General features: G+C 63.0%; 20 protein-coding genes. 5 read left to right on the top strand and 15 right to left on the bottom strand.

Annotated elements, in window-relative coordinates; all coding sequences use genetic code 11:
- Positions 1-518: PLP-dependent transferase (locus NKH35_RS23370; RefSeq protein ID WP_352916587.1), on the bottom strand; the 518-nt coding region annotated here is incomplete at its 3' end.
- A gap of 123 nt (positions 519-641) precedes the next feature.
- Between NKH35_RS23370 and NKH35_RS23375 the strand changes: the two genes are divergently transcribed.
- Positions 642-1,100, top strand: coding sequence for an Lrp/AsnC family transcriptional regulator (locus NKH35_RS23375; protein ID WP_023682177.1), 459 nt, complete (start codon positions 642-644; stop codon positions 1,098-1,100).
- Between the two features lie 48 nt (positions 1,101-1,148).
- Here the strand turns inward: NKH35_RS23375 and NKH35_RS23380 are convergent, their stop codons facing one another.
- The 5 genes from NKH35_RS23380 to NKH35_RS23400 are packed head-to-tail and all read right to left on the bottom strand — an operon-like array spanning position 1,149 to position 5,506.
- A complete protein-coding gene (locus tag NKH35_RS23380; RefSeq protein WP_023682178.1) occupies positions 1,149-2,120 on the bottom strand; it encodes an ABC transporter substrate-binding protein in 972 nt (323 codons plus the stop codon).
- A 38-nt stretch (positions 2,121-2,158) separates the two neighbouring features.
- Positions 2,159-3,313, bottom strand: a complete 1,155-nt coding sequence (locus NKH35_RS23385) for an ABC transporter permease (RefSeq protein ID WP_352916589.1) — start codon at positions 3,311-3,313, stop codon at positions 2,159-2,161.
- Positions 3,310-4,188, bottom strand: coding sequence for an ABC transporter permease (locus NKH35_RS23390; RefSeq protein ID WP_023697049.1), 879 nt, complete (start codon positions 4,186-4,188; stop codon positions 3,310-3,312). The genes NKH35_RS23385 and NKH35_RS23390 overlap by 4 nt, the downstream gene beginning before the upstream one ends.
- The gene (locus tag NKH35_RS23395; protein ID WP_023705579.1) at positions 4,189-4,725 is read right to left on the bottom strand and encodes an endonuclease domain-containing protein; all 537 of its coding nucleotides are present in this window, start codon (positions 4,723-4,725) and stop codon (positions 4,189-4,191) included.
- Positions 4,715-5,506, bottom strand: coding sequence for an ABC transporter ATP-binding protein (locus NKH35_RS23400; protein ID WP_023687997.1), 792 nt, complete (start codon positions 5,504-5,506; stop codon positions 4,715-4,717). The genes NKH35_RS23395 and NKH35_RS23400 overlap by 11 nt, the downstream gene beginning before the upstream one ends.
- Positions 5,507-5,616: 110 nt before the next feature.
- Here NKH35_RS23400 and NKH35_RS23405 point away from each other — a divergent pair, with 110 nt between their 5' ends.
- The gene (locus NKH35_RS23405; RefSeq protein WP_502906993.1) at positions 5,617-6,021 is read left to right on the top strand and encodes a cupin domain-containing protein; all 405 of its coding nucleotides are present in this window, start codon (positions 5,617-5,619) and stop codon (positions 6,019-6,021) included.
- Between the two features lie 17 nt (positions 6,022-6,038).
- Here NKH35_RS23405 and NKH35_RS23410 read toward each other — a convergent pair whose 3' ends face one another.
- The 5 genes from NKH35_RS23410 to aptA all read right to left on the bottom strand — a co-directional run bounded on the left by NKH35_RS23410 (position 6,039) and on the right by aptA (position 10,975).
- On the bottom strand, positions 6,039-6,422 hold the full coding sequence (locus NKH35_RS23410) for a hypothetical protein (protein ID WP_027050643.1): 384 nt from the start codon (positions 6,420-6,422) through the stop codon (positions 6,039-6,041).
- 16 nt (positions 6,423-6,438) lie between these two features.
- The gene (locus tag NKH35_RS23415) at positions 6,439-6,816 is read right to left on the bottom strand and encodes a hypothetical protein (RefSeq protein WP_023668216.1); all 378 of its coding nucleotides are present in this window, start codon (positions 6,814-6,816) and stop codon (positions 6,439-6,441) included.
- Entirely contained in the window at positions 6,813-8,264 is a 1,452-nt protein-coding gene (gene hydA, locus NKH35_RS23420; protein WP_023712057.1) for a dihydropyrimidinase, read from the bottom strand. Before hydA ends, NKH35_RS23415 begins: the two co-directional genes overlap by 4 nt.
- Positions 8,265-8,326: 62 nt before the next feature.
- Positions 8,327-9,577, bottom strand: a complete 1,251-nt coding sequence (locus NKH35_RS23425) for a Zn-dependent hydrolase (protein ID WP_023829228.1) — start codon at positions 9,575-9,577, stop codon at positions 8,327-8,329.
- Between the two features lie 69 nt (positions 9,578-9,646).
- The gene (gene aptA / locus NKH35_RS23430; protein ID WP_023712059.1) at positions 9,647-10,975 is read right to left on the bottom strand and encodes an omega-aminotransferase AptA; all 1,329 of its coding nucleotides are present in this window, start codon (positions 10,973-10,975) and stop codon (positions 9,647-9,649) included.
- Positions 10,976-11,230: 255 nt separating this feature from the next.
- Here aptA and NKH35_RS23435 point away from each other — a divergent pair, with 255 nt between their 5' ends.
- A complete protein-coding gene (locus NKH35_RS23435) occupies positions 11,231-11,860 on the top strand; it encodes a TetR family transcriptional regulator C-terminal domain-containing protein (protein ID WP_023668211.1) in 630 nt (209 codons plus the stop codon).
- Positions 11,861-11,869: 9 nt separating this feature from the next.
- Here NKH35_RS23435 and NKH35_RS23440 read toward each other — a convergent pair whose 3' ends face one another.
- Positions 11,870-12,742, bottom strand: coding sequence for a helix-turn-helix transcriptional regulator (locus NKH35_RS23440; protein ID WP_023668210.1), 873 nt, complete (start codon positions 12,740-12,742; stop codon positions 11,870-11,872).
- A 99-nt stretch (positions 12,743-12,841) separates the two neighbouring features.
- Between NKH35_RS23440 and NKH35_RS23445 the strand changes: the two genes are divergently transcribed.
- Complete coding sequence (locus NKH35_RS23445; protein ID WP_023668209.1) at positions 12,842-13,681, top strand: SDR family oxidoreductase; 840 nt, start codon at positions 12,842-12,844, stop codon at positions 13,679-13,681.
- On the top strand, positions 13,678-14,400 hold the full coding sequence (locus NKH35_RS23450; RefSeq protein WP_023668208.1) for an SDR family oxidoreductase: 723 nt from the start codon (positions 13,678-13,680) through the stop codon (positions 14,398-14,400). Before NKH35_RS23445 ends, NKH35_RS23450 begins: the two co-directional genes overlap by 4 nt.
- Before the next feature lie 2 nt (positions 14,401-14,402).
- Here NKH35_RS23450 and NKH35_RS23455 read toward each other — a convergent pair whose 3' ends face one another.
- From NKH35_RS23455 to NKH35_RS23465, 3 genes are all read right to left on the bottom strand, one after another.
- On the bottom strand, positions 14,403-14,780 hold the full coding sequence (locus NKH35_RS23455; protein WP_023668207.1) for a DoxX family protein: 378 nt from the start codon (positions 14,778-14,780) through the stop codon (positions 14,403-14,405).
- Between the two features lie 76 nt (positions 14,781-14,856).
- The gene (locus NKH35_RS23460; RefSeq protein ID WP_023668206.1) at positions 14,857-15,315 is read right to left on the bottom strand and encodes a carboxymuconolactone decarboxylase family protein; all 459 of its coding nucleotides are present in this window, start codon (positions 15,313-15,315) and stop codon (positions 14,857-14,859) included.
- Positions 15,316-15,346: 31 nt separating this feature from the next.
- Positions 15,347-15,865 carry an RrF2 family transcriptional regulator gene (locus NKH35_RS23465; protein WP_023668205.1) on the bottom strand — a complete coding sequence of 173 codons (519 nt, stop codon included), beginning with the start codon at positions 15,863-15,865 and terminating at the stop codon, positions 15,347-15,349.
- Positions 15,866-15,911: the final 46 nt, after the last annotated feature.

A 15,911-nucleotide genomic window follows, 5' to 3' on the forward strand; every position in this document is an offset into this window, starting at 1 on the left:
CCCCCCCCCCCCGCGCACCCCCCCGGGGCCCCCCCCGCGTTGGCGGCGCCCCCGGCGGCAAACCCGACAGCGCCGATGCCGAAGCCGGACAGCGTGCGCGTCAAAAGCGTCTCGGTGCCGCCGTAAAGCGGCTGCGAATGCAGGATGACATCGCCCGGCCGGGCATAGGCGAGCAGCGTCGTGGCGATCGCCGACATGCCCGACGAGAACAGGATGCAGGCGTCCGTTCCCTCATAGACCGCCAGCCGGTCCTCGACGATCTCCGAGTTGGGATGATTGAAGCGCGAATAGACCAGGCCGGACGCCGTGCCGCTCGGCGGCTCCTTGCGGCCGGATGTGTAGTCGAAGAAGTCGCGTCCCTCCTCCGCCGATTTGAACACGAAGGTCGAGGTCAGGAACACCGGCGGCTTGACGGCGCCTTCCGACAGTTGCGGATCGAAGCCATAGCTCAACATCAACGTTTCCGGATGGAGCTTGTGGTTGCCGATGTGGGTTTTCGACGGGCGCGGCGCGGTCATGGCTTTTCCTGCGTTCTGGAGGAGTCTCGTCCAGCAATTTATGCGATCCCGGTCCACCAGTCCTTGCTATTTTCGGCCTCGCATGGCTGCATTCCGGCAACAAATTGCCGAGCGAGAGCAAAAGTGCAACAGAAGATAGCCGACGATTTCGACCGCAAGATCCTGCGCGAGCTGCAGGCCGACGCCCGCATCACCAACAATGAGCTGGCGGAGCGCATCGGCCTGTCGCCGTCGCCATGTTTGAGGAGGGTACGCCGGCTGGAGGAGGCCGGCATCATCAGGGGCTATACCACGCTGGTCGACCCGGCCGCCTTCGGGTGGAACATGGTCGCCATCGCCACCGTCCGGCTCAGCCGCCAGAACGAGGACGAGATCGTCATGTTCGAGGACGCCATCCGCGGTTGGGAGGAGGTGCTGGAATGCCACCTCGTCACCGGGTCGCGCGACTATGTGCTGAAGGTGGTGACCGGCAGCCTCGAACAGTACGAGCGCTTCATCAAGGAAAAGATCGCGCGGCTGAAATGCGTCGCTTCGATCGAGACCAGCTTCGTCATGAACACCATAAAGGAACGGCGCCTCTGACATTTGGTCAAAGGCGCCGCTCTCGAGGTCGAAATTGCCTGGCCAGGCTTATTTGATCGCCTTGTCGGTGATGGCCGTGGTGTAGGCGCCGGTCGGCGCCTTGGTGATGATCTTCTGGTCGAGCAGCGCCTTGGCGGTGCGCTCGTAGGTCGCCGGGTCGAGCTTGCCGTCGGCATTGTCGATCAGCTTGGCGACTTCGCTCATCATCCGCTTCTGGTGGTTTTCGTCCTGGCCACCGCCGTCCATGACAATGCCCGCGGCCTCGTCATTGTTGTCGATGGCATATTTCCAGCCCTTCATCGAGGCGCGCACGAAACGCACCATCTTGTCTTCGAAAGCCGGATCCTTGAGCTTGTCTTCCGAGGCATAGAGCCCGTCCTCAAGCAGGTCGTTGCCCATCGCCGAGTAGTTGAACACGGTGAGCTGGTCCGGCTTGTAGCCGGCATCGATCAGCTGCCAGTACTCGTTGTAGGTCATGACCGAAATGCAATCCGCCTGCTTCTGGATCAGGGGCTGCACGTCGAAGCTCTGCTTCAAAACCGTGACGCCATCCGGGCCGCCTTCGGTCTTCAGGCCGAGCTTGTTCATCCAGGCGTAGAAAGGATATTCGTTGCCGAAGAACCAGACGCCGAGCGTGTGACCCTTGAAATCGGCTTCGGTCTTGATCGGGCCGTCCTTCGGGCAGACCAGCTCCATACCGGCCTTCTTGAACGGCTGGGCGATGTTGACCAGCGGCACGCCCTTTTCGCGCGCGGCGAGCGCCCCGCCCATCCAGTCGACGATGACGTCGGCGCCACCGCCGGCGATCACCTGCTCGGGTGCGATATCGGGACCGCCCGGCTTGATGTCGACGTCGAGGCCTTCTGCTTCATAAAAACCCTTGGCCTTGGCGACATAGTAGCCGGCAAACTGCGCCTGCGTGACCCATTTCAGCTGCAAGGTCACCTTGTCGGCGGCCATTGCCTGGAACGCGGCCAGCGACATCGCGCCGGCCAGCATCGGAATGATCAGTCTTTTCATGTTTTTACCCTCTGAAGTTAACACCCGAACCCACCGCCCTATCCACCACGGACAGAGGGATGCCAAAACGTGACGGCTCTCTCGACGAGAGCGACCACGCCATAAAAGACCGAACCCGCCAGTGCTGCAACTGCGATTTCGGCCCAGACCATATCGATGTTCATCCGCCCGACCTCGGTCGAGATGCGAAAGCCCATGCCGACCACAGGCGTGCCGAAGAACTCGGCGACGATGGCGCCGATCAGCGCCAGCGTCGAGTTGATCTTCAGCGCGTTGAAGATGAAGGGCGCTGCCGCCGGCAGCCGGAGCTTCAAGAGTGTTGGCCAGTAGCCCGACGCATAGGTGCGCATCAGGTCGCGCTCCATATGGCCGGAGGCGGCAAGACCGGCAACCGTGTTCACCAGCATTGGGAAGAAGGTCATGATGATGACGACCGCGGCCTTGGACGGCCAGTCGAAGCCGAACCACATCACCATGATTGGCGCCACACCGATGATCGGCAGCGCCGAGACCATATTGCCGATCGGCAGCAGACCGCGGCGCAGGAACGGCACGCGGTCGGCCGCAATCGCCACCAGGAAGCCGGCGCCGCTGCCGATGACATAACCGAAGATCACCGCCTTGAAGATGGTCTGCCTGATATCGGCGCCGAGCACCGGCAGGGAACTGGCGATGCGCACACCGATGGCGCTCGGCGGCGGCAAAAGGATGAAGGGAATGCCGGCGCCACGCGTCACCGCTTCCCATATGATCAGGATCCAGGCGCCGAAGATCGCCGGGATGATGAGGCGCAGCGCCATTCGCGCCCCTTTTGCCATCGGGCGAAGCCCAGACAGCACCGCCACACAGCGCCAGGCCAGCAGCCAGGCAGCCGCGAGCAGCAGGAAATAAGGCGCCAATGCCGTGCCTTCGAACCCTGTAATGCTCGAGATCAGCATCCAGGCGACAAGGTGAGCGCCGATAAACAGCACCGCAGCCTCGGCCACCGCCGAAATCCTGAGCATCGAGATCAGCCCCGCCAGCACGGCCAGGCCGATCATCGGGGTCTTTATACCGAAATAGGGGTAGTCGAAGCTTGCCGTCGCGTCTGCAAGGGTGGCCGCTTCCGGCTTCGACATCGCGCCGAGCGACAGGGCTACAAGACACAGCGCAACGGCCAGCACGGCTTGCCAGGAGGGCTTCAGCCAGTTCATGCCGGCCTCCCGCCCATGGCGCGGTCAACGAGGCGCCCGGCTATGCCGACCACCATGACCAGAAGGGCCGCCACCACCGAGCCCGCCACAAGGGCGGACCAGATGTCGATGGACTGGCTGTAATAGGCACCTGCCAAAAGCTTGGCGCCGATGCCGGCGACAGCACCGGTCGGCAGTTCGCCGACAATGGCGCCGACCAGGCTCGCCGCCACCGCCACCTTCATCGAGGTGAACAGGAACGGCACCGAGGCCGGCACCCGCAGCTTCCAGAAGGTCTGCGAGACACTGGCATTGTAGGTGTGCATCAGGTCGAGATGCATGAGTTCGGGCGAGCGCAGGCCCTTCACCATGCCCACCGTCACCGGGAAGAACGACAGGTAGGTCGAGATCATCGCCTTTGGGATCAGACCGCTGATGCCGATCGCCCCCAGCACGACGATGATCATCGGCGCCACGGCCAGAATGGGAATCGTCTGGGAGGCGATGATCCACGGCATCAGGCTGCGGTCGAGCGTCGCCACATGCACGATGCCGACCGCGATGACGATGCCGAGCGCCGTGCCGAAGGCAAAGCCGAGCAACGTCGACGACAGGGTCACCCAGGCATTGTAGACGAGGCTTCGGCTCGATGTGATGGGCCGCAGGAAGGTGTTCTCGAAGAAGTTCACCGCCACCTGATGCGGCGCCGGCAGCGTCGGCTTGGGCTGCGACAGCGTCTTGCCGATGAATTCGACGGTGCCGTGGGTTTCCCCGGCGCGCCGGTCGAGGTCGCGCTGGAACGGCGCGTTGAGGATGACGGCGAAGACATACCAGAGCACCACCACGCCCAGGAGGATGGAGGTCACGGGGATGAGTTTTTCGCGGAAGGTGTCCATCTAGCGCGCCTCGCCAGCGGGGCGCCCTCCTCTCCCCAACGGGGAGAGGGTGGCCGGAGCGAAGCGGAGGTCGGGTGAGGGGGTAGAAATCTTTCCGTCGAGACAAGCCAAGATCGTATCCAGGACCGCTCGGCGCTCAGCCAAAACTTCGTGATTCCAGAAGCGCAGAACCGAATAACCTTGTCCGTTCAGCCAGGCTGTCCTGGCGGGATCGGTCAGTGAATCCGCGTGTTGGCTGCCATCAAGTTCGACAATCAGCCCCTGCTCGCGGCAGACGAAGTCCGCGATGAAAGGTCCGAGCGGCACTTGCCGCACAAATTTGTAGCCGTTGAGATGACGTCCTCTCAATTCCCCCCAAAGCCGGTATTCAGCTTCGGTCTCGTCAAACCGCAGCTTTCGGGCGCGAGCGGTTGCCCCGACATTTCTCTTGGTCGGATCCGTCGGCGCCGCCCCCTCACCCGACCTCCGCTTCGCTCCGGCCACCCTCTCCCCGTTGGGGAGAGGAGCCAGCCGGTCGTTCGCCCCCTCAATCATCATAGCTGTGCCCTGCCCTCAAGCCATCGCGTACCCTGGCCGCGATCGCCAAAAATTCCGGCGTCTCGCGGATGTCCAGTGGCCGCTCCTTTGGCAGCGTCGATTCGATGATGTCGGTAACCCGACCTGGGCGCGGCGACATGACGACGATGCGCGTTGACAGATACACCGCCTCGGGGATGGAATGGGTGACGAAGCAGATCGTCTTGTTGGTGCGCGCCCACAATTCCAGAAGCTGTTCATTGAGATGGTCGCGCACGATCTCGTCCAGCGCGCCGAAGGGCTCGTCCATCAGCAACAGGTCGGCGTCGAAGGCGAGCGCGCGGGCGATCGAAGCGCGCTGCTGCATGCCGCCGGAAAGCTGCCAGGGGTATTTCTTCTCGAAGCCGGAGAGGTTGACGAGCTCCATCGTGCGCTTGATGCGCTCGGCCTGCTCCGCTCTCGAAAGGCCGATGATCTCCAGCGGCAGCGCCACGTTACGCTCGATCGTGCGCCACGGGAAAAGGGCTGCCGCCTGGAAGACGTAGCCATAAGCGCGTTTCTCGCGCGCCTGTTCCGGCGTCATGCCGTTGACCGAGATCGTGCCCGATGTCGGTTTTTCCAGATCGGCGATGACGCGCAGCAAGGTGGTCTTGCCGCAGCCCGATGGGCCGATGAAGGAGACGAACTCGCCCTTGCCGATGGTCAGGTCGACATTGGAGAGCGCCTCTACCGGACCGTCATTGGTCTGAAAGGTAAGGCCAAGTCTGCTTGCCGAGACGACGGCTGGCGATTGTCCCGTCATCGCTTGCTGCCTGCCTCTCGCAGCCGCCCAGGATGAAATGCCGTTGCATTCGCGTTGATGTTGCTTTCCACTCGTCCAATCCCACCCAATCGACGCCCGGAGCCTTGCCGATGTCGCCCAAACCCACTTGTCACCTTATCCGTCCTGAAAGCACTTATGAAGGCAAGCAGGGATTGACCTATTTTGCCGGCATTGCAACCGAGACGGTCGGCTCGTCCGGCATCTGCATGCATCTGCTCACCCTGCCGCCTGGCGCCCGCGCCAAGGCGCATCTGCATGAAAGCCATGAGACGGCGATCTATGTGCTCTCGGGCGAGGTCCACACATGGTATGGCGACAGGCTCGAGAACCACATCGTCGTCAAGGCCGGCGACCTCTTCTACATCCCGGCCGGCGTACCGCATCTGCCGGCCAATCTGAGCAACGCCCCGTCCTCGGCCGTCATCGCCCGCACCGATCCCAATGAACAGGAAAGCGTCGTCCTGTTGCCCGAACTGGATGCGCTGGTGGCCTGACGCTGACGGGACTGCCGTCATTTGCACCGCGCCACTTCGCCCATGACATTGCCGTCGTCGTCGGCGACCGTCAGCTTCTTGGCGTTCTTGGCGCTGCGCTTGATGGTGAATTTGGTCGGCTCCTGTCCCTCTTCGCCTTCCGCCTCGCATGTTGCCGTCACCACCAGCGACCCATCAGCCTGCGCTTGCTTCTCCGTGAAGGTGCAGGCGCTGGCGGCGGTGACCAATGCCTCGTCGGTCAAAAGCAGCATCCGATCGGCGGCGACTTCCTGGCCGTTGCGGTTGATGCAGCCATATTTGTCCCCATAGGGTTTCGTCAGGTCGATGCCTGCCGCAAGGGCCTGACCCGCAGCCAGAACGACTATCATCGCAACAGACGGCCCCAAACCGCGCGCGCTCATTCCCCCAGCTCCAACGTCACGAACACGGTTGCAACGGCCCCATTTCTTCAAGACCGGGAATGGTCACGAAGAACCCACCCTCGCCCTTGTTGGTGACCACAACGGTTTCAGCCGTCGTCCCCGCCTCGCCTTCGGCGGAACAGGTCGCATCAAGCGATTGCGTGCCCGGCGCCCACGTCAATTGCTGCGCGAACCGGCAGCCGCTGCCATAGGTCTCGATGCCTTCGGCGGTCAGCACGATATAATCGTCCCGGCCCTGAAAACCGGCCTTTGCAAAGACACAGCCGGCATCGTTGCCCCAGGAGCCGGCCAGCCTCTCGGCCCCTGTTGCCGGACCAGCGACCACCATCGCCACGACCAGTGAAATGAGCGCCCCCGGGCTCCGCAACGTCAAACGCCTGTCGCCGGAATGCCGGTGCGTTCCACCTTGCGCGGCGCGGTAATGTCCTTCCAGGTCGACAGAGCCCGGTTGACCGCCGCGTTCGGCTCGCGGGCGACGAATTCGCCATGGCCGGGCTTGGCCTTGACCTCCGCTTCCTCGACCGACAATTCGCCGCGCGAAAAGACGAAGCGCGGCAGGCCGGTCACCTCAAAACCTTCGAAGACGTTGTAGTCGATCACCGATTGCTGCTTCTTCGAGGTGATGGTCTTCTTGGCGCTGGGGTCCCACACCACGATGTCGGCGTCCGCGCCTTCGACGATGGCGCCCTTCCTAGGATACATGTTGAGGATCTTGGCGATGTTGGTCGAAGTCACCGCGACGAACTCGTTCATCGTCAGCCGCCCGGTGTTGACGCCCGTCGTCCACAGCACGGGCAAGCGGTCTTCGAGCCCGCCGGTGCCGTTCGGGATCTTGGTGAAATCGCCGAGGCCGTTGCGCTTCTGCTTGGTGGTGAAGGCGCAGTGGTCGGTCGCCACCACCTGCAGCGATCCCGCCTGCAGGCCGGCCCACAGCGAATCCTGGTGCAGCTTGTTGCGGAAGGGCGGGCTCATGACGCGGCGCGCCGCATGGTCCCAATCCTTGTCGAAATACTCGCTCTCGTCCAGCGTCAAATGCTGGATCAGGGGCTCGCCGAAAACCCGCATGCCCTTCTGGCGGGCGCGGCGGATCGCTTCGTGGCTCTGCTCGCAGGACACATGCACGACATAGAGCGGCACGCCGGCCATGTCGGCGATCATGATGGCGCGGTTGGTCGCCTCGCCTTCCACTTCCGGCGGCCGCGAATAGGCGTGTCCCTCGGGACCATTATTGCCGGCAGCGAGCAGCTTTTGCGACAGCGCCGCAACCACGTCGCCATTCTCGGCATGAACGAGCGGCAGCGCGCCGAGATCGGCGCAGCGCTGGAACGACGCGTACATCTCGTCGTCGTCCACCATCAGCGCGCCCTTGTAGGCCATGAAATGCTTGAACGAGGTAATGCCTCTGTCGACGACGGTGGCCATCTCGTCGAACACCTGCTTGCCCCACCAGGTGATCGCCATGTGGAAGGAGTAGTCGCAGGCAGCCTTCGAGGTCTTGTTGTCCCACATCTGCAACGCTTCCAGCAGCGATTGCTGCGGCGCCGGCAGGCAGAAATCGACCACCATCGTGGTGCCACCGGAAAGGGCCGCACGCGTCCCGGACTCGAAATCGTCGGCCGAATAGGTGCCCATGAACGGCATTTCGAGATGGGTGTGCGGATCGATGCCGCCCGGCATGACGTAACAGCCGCTGGCGTCGAACTCATGGTCGCCATGCAGGTTCGAGCCAATGGCGACGATCTTGCCGTGCTGCATCAGCACATCGGCCTTCCAGGTGCGGTCGGCGGTGACGATGGTGCCGTTTCGGATGACTTTGGTCATTGTCGTGTTCCCTTGTTCTCTTCGCGCTTCTTGTGAGCGTCGTTTTGAATACAGATCTTAGTTCACGCCACGATCCCCGCTGTCTCTACCACCGCATGGAACAGCACGTCGGCGCCGGCGCCGGCCCATTCCTTGGTGATTTCCTCGGCCTCGTTGTGTGACAACCCGTCAACGCAGGGGCACATCACCATAGCGGTCGGCGCGACGCGGTTGATCCAGCAGGCGTCGTGGCCGGCGCCGGAGACGAGGTTGCGGTGGGAATAGCCGAGCCGTTCGGCTGCGTCGCGGATCGCCTTGACGCAGCCGGCATCGAAGGTGACCGGATCGAAAGCGCCGACCTGCTCGACCTTGTACTGGATGTCGAGCGCCTCACAGATCGTGTCGATGCCTTCGCGTATGCGCCCATCCATAGCGTCCAGCACTTCCTTCTCGGGCGAACGGATGTCGATGGTGAAGACGGTGCGTCCCGCAATGATGTTGCGCGAGTTCGGAAACACCTCCATGTGGCCGACCGCGCCGACGGCGTCGGGCTGGTAGTCCATGGCGATCTCATGCACCAGCTCGATCACGCGCGCCATGCCTAGACCGGCATTACGGCGCTTGGGCATCGGCGTCGAGCCGGTATGCGCCTCCTTGCCGGTCAGCGTTACCTGCAGCCATTTCAGGCCCTGGCCGTGGGTGACGACGCCAATGTCGATGCCTTCGTCCTCGAGGATCGGCCCCTGCTCGATATGCAGTTCGAAGAAGGCGTGGATCTTGCGGTCGCCGACCTTCTCGGTTCCCTTCCAGCCAATGCGCTCCAGCTCCTCGCCGAACTTTTTCCCCTGTTTATCAGTGTGCTGATACACGTCCGCCTGATCGAGCACACCGGCGAACACGCCGGACGCCATCATCGCCGGGGCAAAGCGCGAGCCTTCCTCATTGGTCCAGTTGGTAACGACGATCGGATGCCTGGTCTGGATGCCGAGATCGTTAAGCGAGCGAATAATCTCCAGCCCGCCGAGCACGCCGAGCACGCCGTCATATTTGCCGCCGGTCGGCTGCGTGTCGAGATGGCTGCCGACATAAACCGGCGGCAGGCTGGGATCAGCGCCTTCCCGGCGGGCAAACATGGTGCCCATTTCGTCGAGCCCCATTTCGAGCCCGGCCGCCTCGCACCAGCGCTTGAACAGATGCCGTCCCTCGCCGTCCTCGTCGGTCACGGTCTGGCGATTGTTGCCGCCGGCAATACCGGGGCCGATCTTCGCCATCTCCATGATGGAATCCCACAAACGGTCTGAATTGATTCGCAGATTCTCGCCCGGGGCGGCCATTCAAAGTCCTCTCATTTCATATAACCAACCGGGCGGCGGTTCCCGCCGCCGCCCGACTGGCTGGATAGATTAGTCGATCGCCTTCAGCACTTCTCTGACATGGTCGATCAATTCGTTGATCTGGCCCTTGGTGATGATCAGTGGCGGCGACAGCGCGATGATGTCGCCGGTGGTGCGGATCAGCGCGCCGCGCTCGAACGCCTTGACGAAGGCCGAGAAGGCCCGCTTGGTCGGGCTGCCGGCGATCGGCGCCAGTTCGATCGCGCCGATCAGGCCGATATTCCTGATGTCTATGACATGCGGCTCGTCCTTCAGCGAATGCAGCGCATCTTCCCAGTAGGGCGCCAGTTCCTCGCCACGGGTGAGCAGGCCCTCTTCCTTGTAGGTGTCGAGCGTGCCGAGTGCCGCGGCGCACGCAATCGGATTGCCCGAATAGGTGTAGCCGTGGAAGAACTCGATCATGTGCTCGGGGCCGGTCATGAAGGCGTCGTGGATTTCCTTCTTCACGAACACCGCGCCCATCGGGATGACGCCGTTGGAGACGCCCTTGGCGGTGGTCATGATGTCGGGCGTGACGCCGAAATAATCCGCTGCGAACGGCGCGCCGAGACGGCCGAAACCGGTGATGACCTCGTCGAAGATCAGCAAAATGCCGTGCTTGGTGCAGATCTCGCGCAGCTTCTGCAGATAGCCCTTCGGCGGCAGGATGACGCCGGTGGAGCCGGCGACCGGTTCGACGATGACGGCGGCGATGGTCGAGGCGTCATGCAGGGCAACGATGCGCTCCAGCTCGTTGGCGAGTTCGGCGCCATATTCCGGCACGCCCTTGGAGAAGGCGTTCTTTTCCGGCAGATGCGTGTGCGGCATGTGGTCGACGCCGCCGAGCAGCGTGCCGAACATCTTGCGGTTGGTGACGATGCCGCCGACCGAAATGCCGCCGAAATTGACGCCGTGATAGCCGCGTTCGCGGCCGATCAGGCGGGTGCGCGCGCCCTCGCCCTTCACACGGTGATAGGCGATCGCCATCTTCAGCGCCGTTTCGACCGATTCCGAACCGGAATTGGTAAAGAAGACATGGTCCATGCCCTTGGGCGCGAGATCGACCAGGCGGTTGGCCAGCTCGAACACGATGGGGTGGCCCATCTGGAAGGCCGGCGCATAGTCGAGTTCGGCCGCCTGGTGCTGGATCGCCTCGGTGATCTTGGGACGGCAATGGCCGGCATTGACGCACCAGAGGCCGGCGGTGCCGTCGAGCACCTTGCGGCCGTCGCTGGTGGTGTAGTGCATGTCCTTGGCGGACACGAACATGCGCGGCGCCTGTTTGAACTGCCGGTTTGCCGTGAACGGCATCCAGAATGCGCTGAGATCGTTCGGCGTGACTTTCAGCCGGTTGGACATGACCAAGACTTCCCCTTGTAACCTGTTTCGGTGCGGCTAACGCTTGGTCTTTCCAAAGCTTGGTCTTTGCTGCGTTTTCATGCTACGCAAATTTTTGACCGATTGGACAAACGTTAGCACCGCCCTGTCGGCGGTCAAGGGATTACTAGCGGAAATGCGGCCTGCGAAGTGCGCTCCACGGGTAAGAGAAAAACTGGTCCAGAGAATTGGTCCAGATGAACCCTGCGGCCAAGGCTTGCAGGGGTGAGCGGCGCCATGGAAGGCTCAGCCCCTCGCCGCACCCGCATCCAGCAGGAAAAGCGCGAACTGATCCTGGAGGCAGCCCTCGAAGTCTTCTCCGCCAACGGCTTTCGCGGTTCGACCATCGACCAGATCGCCGAGGCCGCCGGGATGTCGAAGCCGAACCTGCTCTACTATTTCCGCCGCAAGGAAGACATCCACGAAACGCTGATGGAGCGGCTGCTGGCGACGTGGCTGGCGCCGCTACGTGAACTCGACGACATCGGCGACCCCCTGACCGAGCTCAGGAGCTACATCCGGCGCAAGCTCGAAATGGCGCGTGATTTTCCCAGGGAAAGCCGGCTGTTCGCCAACGAGATCCTGCAAGGCGCGCCGCGCATCATGCCGCTGCTGGCGGGTGAGCTGAAAACGCTGGTCGACGAGAAGGCCAACGTCATCAAGGGCTGGATGCGCGCAGGAAAAATCGCCCGCACCGATCCCTGGCACCTGATCTTTTCGATCTGGGCGACGACGCAGCACTATGCCGATTTCGATGTCCAGGTCCGCGCGGTGCTTGGGCCCGATCGCGGCGGCGACGGCCGCTTCGAGGATGCGGCGCGGTTTCTGGAGCAGTTGTTCATTGATGGGCTGAAGCCGAAGGGCTGACCTTGGGCGTCAGGCGCTGCGGCGCTCCGCCGACATCGCCTCAAGCAAATTCTGCAGCTTCTCGATCGAATTCTGTTCGGCCAGCGGCGTGTAGACGATCAGCTTCATGTCCGAGCCGTCGTCGATCGACAGGCTCATATGCTCGAACGTCATGGCGCCGGCGCTCGGATGTCGGACATGTTTCACCCCCGACAATCGGCGTGCCACGTCGCGTTGCGGCCACCAGTCGCGAAACTCCGGACTTGAGCGCGTCATAAGCACGATCAGCCGCTCGAAATCCGCATCGCCCACATAGCGGGCGCTTTCCGCCCGGAACGAGGCCAGCACGGTGCGCGCCAATTGCTCCCAGTCAACCAGCAGGCGCCGGTGATGCGGATTGGTGAACACCATGTGGACGATGTTGCGGGCGTCGCCCTCTAGCAGGCCATAATCACCGAACACCGCTACCGCCGCCGGATTCCAGGCCAGCACATCCCAGCGCCGCCCGACGACATAGGCCGGCTGCAGCACCAGGCTCTCCAGCATATGCATTAGCGGGCCATCGACCTTTTCCGGCGCAGCCACGCGGTTCTCCGGTTGCTGGCGGCCTGCCAGGATGAACAGATGCCGCCTTTCAACGGCGTCGAGGCGCAGCGCTTCGCTGAGCGCCGCTAGCACCTCCACCGAGGGTCTGACCTCGCGCCCCTGCTCTAGCCATGTGTACCAGGTGGTGCCGACGCCGGCGATCATCGCCACTTCCTCGCGACGCAAGCCTGGCGTGCGTCTCCGCAGGCCGGTCGCGATGCCGGTGGCGGACGGCGTCAATCTTTCGCGGCGCGAGCGCAGGAAGGCGCCAAGCTCGCGCCGGCGGCTGTCTTCAGCGGAGTGCGTGGGGGCATCCATGAGAGCTATTATAGCAGTATTGATACCAGGATAAAGTTTGAACTGTTTGGGCTGGGTCAGGCGCCCCATCTTCCATCCAGAGAGATGGAGGCTCTGAATATGGATCTGAAAGACAAGACAATCCTCATCACCGGTTCGACCGACGGCGTCGGCCGTGTCGTCGCGCAAAGGCTGGGCGCCGGCGGCGCGCGCGTGCTGGTGCATGGCCGTGACGCGGCTCGCGGCAAGGCAACCGTCGCAGAAATCGAATCCGCCGGCGGCAAGGCCGAGTTCCTCGCCGCCAACCTCGCCTCGCTAGCCGAGGTCCGCCGCCTTGCCGAGGCCGTACGCGCAAAAACCGACCGGCTCGACATCCTCATCAACAATGCCGGCATCGGCACGGCCGGCGCCAAGCGACAGCTCAGCGCCGACGGCTTCGAACTGCGCTTTGCGGTCAACTATCTCGCCGGTTTCCTGCTGACCTCGGAACTGCTGCCGCTGCTCAAGGCGAGTTCGCCGGCGCGCATCATCAACGTCGCTTCGGCCGGCCAGCAGGCGATCGATTTCGGCGATGTCATGCTGACACGTTCCTATGACGGCGTGCGCGCCTATTGCCAGAGCAAGCTGGCGCAGATCCTGTTCACCATCGACCTGGCCGGAGAGTTGAAAGGCAGCGGCGTCACCGTCAACGCTCTGCATCCAGCGAGCTACATGAACACCACCATGGTCCGCCAAGCCGGCGTGACGCCATGGAGCTCGGTCGAGACCGGCGCCGACGCCATTCTCAACCTCGCGACATCGCCCGCCCTGGAGGGCCGCAGTGGCCTCTATTTCGATGGCCTAAAGGAATCCCGCGCCGAAGCACAAGCCTATGACGCCAAGGCCAGACAGCAATTGCGAACCCTGAGCCTCGACTTCGTCGGCCAAGTCTCCGCAAAATCGAAGGAACAGCATTCATGACCGGCAAGATCGAACACACGGTCGTCATCGGCGGCTCATCCGGCATCGGCCTCGCAACGGCGCGAAAACTGCTGGGCCCAGGCATGAAGGTGACCATCACCGGACGAAGCCAGGACAAGCTCACCAGCGCCTGGAAGAGCCTCGGCGGCGCCGCCGAAAAAGCTGCCTTCGATGCTTCGAAGCCGGATGAAGTCCGCCATTTCTTTGGGGAACTCGGACCGTTCGATCACCTCGTGCTGGCTGCCAGCGGCGGCAAGGGACTTGGGCCGTTCGAAACCCTCGATCTCTCAGACATCGCCGGCGGCGTCGACGAGAAAGTCAGGCCGCAGCTGTCCTGCCTGCAGGCTGCCTTGCCGACGCTCAACAGATCGGGATCGGTCACTTTCATCTCGGCGGTGTCGGCACAATTGTCGGCGCCCGGCGTGGCTGGCATTGCCGCCGTCAACGGCATGCTGTTGACGGTGGTGCCGATCCTGGCGGTCGAACTGAAGCCGCTGCGCGTCAATGTCGTGGCGCCCGGCGTCATCGACACGCCGTGGTGGGATTTCCTGGCCGAAGACCAGCGGCAGGCGGTGTTCAGCGAATATGCCGGCAAAACCCCGGTGGGCAGGATCGGCCGCGCCGAAGACGTCGCCGGCGCAATCGCCTTTCTAGTCTCCAACGGCTTCATGACCGGCCAGGTGCTGACCTGCGACGGCGGCCTGCGCTACGCGGCGTGACCTTACAGCGACTGCGCGATCAGCGTGAGAAGGCCTCCGGCCAGTGCGACGTTGCCTACGAAACCGTTGATGCGCGACGCCCGGTCCGGGCCCTGATGGTCCCAGAAATTGTGGAACATCGGCGTGGCGACGATGAGAAACAGCAGCAGCACGGCGCAGGCGGTCGCAGTCCACAGGCCGGCCATCAACAGCGCGCCGGCAATGGTCTGCAGGACGATGCCGGCCCACAACGCCAATCTCGCCTGCGGCACGCCGCGCGCGGTCATCAGCCCGGTCAGGAAGGTCTCGTTCTGAACATTGCGCAGGCCGGCGCAAACGAAGGCGCCGCCGAGCAACAGGCGGCCGAGAAACAAAAAGGTCGAAGGCAAATCGACAGGCATGAAATCTTCCCCGTACTTAAGCATGAAACAGGTGGAGCGCCGCCCTTTCCACGGCGCTCCATGACTAACCGGACGGTCAGGCTGCTTTGGCAGCCGGCATCGGGTGAATGGCGTGGAACGGGATGCAGAGCCGGTTCCAGGTGTTGATCATGCCGATCGCGACCGACAGCTTGACCAGTTCCTCTTCCGAGAAGTGCTCTAGCGTGCGGGCATAGAGTTCGTCCGAAACGCCATTGTTGGCGATCAGGGTCGTTGCCTCGGTCCAAGCAAGCGCCGCGCGTTCGCGCTCGGAAAACAGCGGCGATTCCTTCCAGGCCGAAACCAGATAGAGCCGTGTCTCGGTTTCGCCATCGCGCCTCGCCTCGCGGCTATGCATCTCGACGCAGTAGGAGCAGCCATTGATCTGCGAGGCGCGGAGCTTGATCAAATGCAGCAGGCTCACTTCAAGCCCGCATTCGTCGACCGCCTTGTTGAGCGCCGACACGGCTTTCATGATCTCAGGCGCCTTGGCGAAGAATTGCAGTCTCTGTTTCATCGTCTTTCCTTTCACATCTGTTTGCGGGGGATTAAATCTGTTTGGTCGAAGCGGGTTTCTGCGGCCGCTGATGGCGCGCCACAAAGGCACAGCTGGCGGCAAACGATCGCGGATCGCCTTCGGCCTTGTAGTCAGCCACGATGTCGGACAACCGGGTTTCCGCGAGAGCGGCACGATAGGCACGCTCGGCTTTCAGCATCGCGGCATTGATGCCGCACGGCTTCACATAGGCCGAAGCATCGATCTTGACCGGGCCGCGCTGGCGGATCTCGCCGCAGCGGAAGGCCGGCTCGCGACCCTCGACCGCAAGCACGATATCGAGCAGCGTGATGCGCTCGGCCGGACGCGCCAGCCGGTAGCCGCCCGCCGGTCCCGGCACCGATTCCAGGATGCGCGCAGCAGTCAGCTGGTTCAGATGTTTCAGCAGATAGCTCGGCGACAGGCCGAAGGACTCTGCCAAAGCAGCACCCGGTATCGTGCTGTTGCCCTCCACGCTGGCCAGTGTGGCCGCGCAATGGATGGCCGCTTCTACACCCTCGCCCAGTTTCACGATGTTGCGCTCCTATTCATGGATATCTTTTATCCTAGATAAATTT

The sequence above is a fragment of the Mesorhizobium sp. M1143 genome (assembly GCF_040318435.1).
Taxonomy (GTDB): Bacteria; Pseudomonadota; Alphaproteobacteria; order Rhizobiales; family Rhizobiaceae; genus Mesorhizobium.

Coding starts and splice junctions, on each gene's coding strand:
- NKH35_RS23385 (WP_352916589.1), bottom strand. CDS start 3,313: ATGAACTGGCTGAAGCCCTCCTGGCAAGCCGTGCTGGCCGTTGCGCTG.
- NKH35_RS23450 (WP_023668208.1), top strand. CDS start 13,678: ATGACCGGCAAGATCGAACACACGGTCGTCATCGGCGGCTCATCCGGC.
- NKH35_RS23405 (WP_502906993.1), top strand. CDS start 5,617: ATGTCGCCCAAACCCACTTGTCACCTTATCCGTCCTGAAAGCACTTAT.
- hydA (WP_023712057.1), bottom strand. CDS start 8,264: ATGACCAAAGTCATCCGAAACGGCACCATCGTCACCGCCGACCGCACC.
- NKH35_RS23455 (WP_023668207.1), bottom strand. CDS start 14,780: ATGCCTGTCGATTTGCCTTCGACCTTTTTGTTTCTCGGCCGCCTGTTG.
- aptA (WP_023712059.1), bottom strand. CDS start 10,975: ATGTCCAACCGGCTGAAAGTCACGCCGAACGATCTCAGCGCATTCTGG.
- NKH35_RS23390 (WP_023697049.1), bottom strand. CDS start 4,188: ATGGACACCTTCCGCGAAAAACTCATCCCCGTGACCTCCATCCTCCTG.
- NKH35_RS23440 (WP_023668210.1), bottom strand. CDS start 12,742: ATGGATGCCCCCACGCACTCCGCTGAAGACAGCCGCCGGCGCGAGCTT.
- NKH35_RS23425 (WP_023829228.1), bottom strand. CDS start 9,577: ATGGCCGCCCCGGGCGAGAATCTGCGAATCAATTCAGACCGTTTGTGG.
- NKH35_RS23445 (WP_023668209.1), top strand. CDS start 12,842: ATGGATCTGAAAGACAAGACAATCCTCATCACCGGTTCGACCGACGGC.
- NKH35_RS23380 (WP_023682178.1), bottom strand. CDS start 2,120: ATGAAAAGACTGATCATTCCGATGCTGGCCGGCGCGATGTCGCTGGCC.
- NKH35_RS23460 (WP_023668206.1), bottom strand. CDS start 15,315: ATGAAACAGAGACTGCAATTCTTCGCCAAGGCGCCTGAGATCATGAAA.
- NKH35_RS23400 (WP_023687997.1), bottom strand. CDS start 5,506: ATGACGGGACAATCGCCAGCCGTCGTCTCGGCAAGCAGACTTGGCCTT.
- NKH35_RS23395 (WP_023705579.1), bottom strand. CDS start 4,725: ATGATGATTGAGGGGGCGAACGACCGGCTGGCTCCTCTCCCCAACGGG.
- NKH35_RS23410 (WP_027050643.1), bottom strand. CDS start 6,422: ATGAGCGCGCGCGGTTTGGGGCCGTCTGTTGCGATGATAGTCGTTCTG.
- NKH35_RS23435 (WP_023668211.1), top strand. CDS start 11,231: ATGGAAGGCTCAGCCCCTCGCCGCACCCGCATCCAGCAGGAAAAGCGC.